The following is a 1,647-nucleotide window of genomic DNA, read 5'->3' on the forward strand; positions in this document are numbered from 1 at the left end:
ACTTCAGACTTTAATGTTCATTAATATAAGGTAACTGCTCTTGTAGTTCTTTTAATTCTTTTCTGTGGTCATATAAATCGTCAAGCTCTGAGTCTAATTGCTTAATCTGTACTAGTAGTTGTTCTAAATATTGTGATTTTGACATCATGTGACAACCTTCTTTCAGATCGGCGTCCAGATGGTTTTGTAATTCTTCAACGGTATTAATGAATGCCCCATTGTTCTTCTCAGCAGGGTTATAATCATTGATTAACAAGATAATGTCATTGACTGAAACGGGGACATTGATGTTCTTGTATTGACCATCAGCGATTTTTATTGAGGCTGGTTTTTGGTTTTTGGGATCATAGATAACGGGTATTATTTTGTTGATTCTTGCACCATATAATTCTGCGTAGCCTGGTTGTTGTGGATTTTTACTACCAGTCATGGCTTTTTTAGCAAAGTTGTGAACCTGTTTAATGTGCATCGTGGTGTTTTTGTCCGGCCAGTTTTCGTTTTTAGCGTCAACAATAACGGCAATATGAATACCCGCCTTTTGCTTTTTGAGATGTTCATCGTACATTCTCCAAAAGGTCTGGTAATCCAGCGGTTTTTTTAGCACGGGGATTGGTAGAAATTGTCCCTCACGTGCCTTTGCTTTAATCACTTCAGGTTCAACTTCAAATGTCAGCTCTTTTGGTTCAGCTAGCACCTTCGGACCGAAACTGACAACAAAGACCGCTATTAATGAGTACATCACATTGGCTGATTTTTTCATTTATATGCCTTTAAGTAAGCTTGAGAATACATACATTTATCCGTTCCTTTTTCATTGAATCTGCTTAATCCGAGTTATCTAGGTGTGACTGAAGTATTTCAATGGCTTTTGAATAACGCTTGGAAAGTGATGTTGCTTTTTCAGGAGGGAGGGATTTAAGTCTTTCAGGATCTGTGTTGTCGATCAGGTCACACAGTTTGACTTGGATTGCACCTAATGGACCCGTCTTGGCCAGCTGTTGAATGCGTTGTTTATACGTTAGCCCATCATCAGCTTGTTTGGTGACAGTCTCGACAATGTGGATTGTCTTGTCCGAATAACCTCGCTCTCGTAATGCCTGAGGAGTGATGCCACAATCCTCTATCACATCATGTAGCAGGGCGGCATGACGCACATCTTCATCTGCATCTGGAAACAGTTTTTGTAATCGCATATGTACACGTAGAGGATGTTGTACATAGGGCTGCCCAGCTTTATCTGTTTGTTTGGAATGGAGCTTGATAATCCATGTTTTTGTATTATGGATTGACCGCTCAATCTGCCATGATGCCCATTGTTCATCGCTGACATTGTCGTCATTGAAAATATCGTAAACGCCCAAGCTGTACATTTGCTCAGCTAAATTTGCATGCAATTCATCGTCAACATCAGGAAGGGCCTTACCGTCTGTATCTGTAATACAATTAGTGATCAGGAAAAGCTGATCTCTATAGATATCCTCATGCGGAGGAGCCCCCCAGACATGATCCATTATTTCACTTAATGACTGAAGCTTATCAAGCCGCTGTTCTTCCGGGCCAGGGATACGATATAGTAATTCGGTGTTTCGATAATTGTTAGCACAGTATCGAACAATCGCTTTGATTGCCTCCCATTCACGGGTAGAC

2 protein-coding genes are annotated in these 1,647 nt (G+C 40.6%); both read right to left on the minus strand.

What is annotated here, in order from left to right; all coding sequences use genetic code 11:
• Positions 1-10: 10 nt before the first annotated feature.
• On the minus strand, positions 11-760 hold the full coding sequence (locus tag B4K20_RS04930; protein ID WP_289282083.1) for a hypothetical protein: 750 nt from the start codon (positions 758-760) through the stop codon (positions 11-13).
• 64 nt (positions 761-824) lie between these two features.
• On the minus strand, positions 825-1,647 hold an 823-nt coding region (locus tag B4K20_RS04935; protein ID WP_289282084.1), incomplete at its 5' end, for an HD domain-containing protein.

Source organism: Methylophaga sp. UBA5088 (assembly GCF_002414625.1).
GTDB lineage: Bacteria > Pseudomonadota > Gammaproteobacteria > Nitrosococcales > Methylophagaceae > Methylophaga > Methylophaga marina.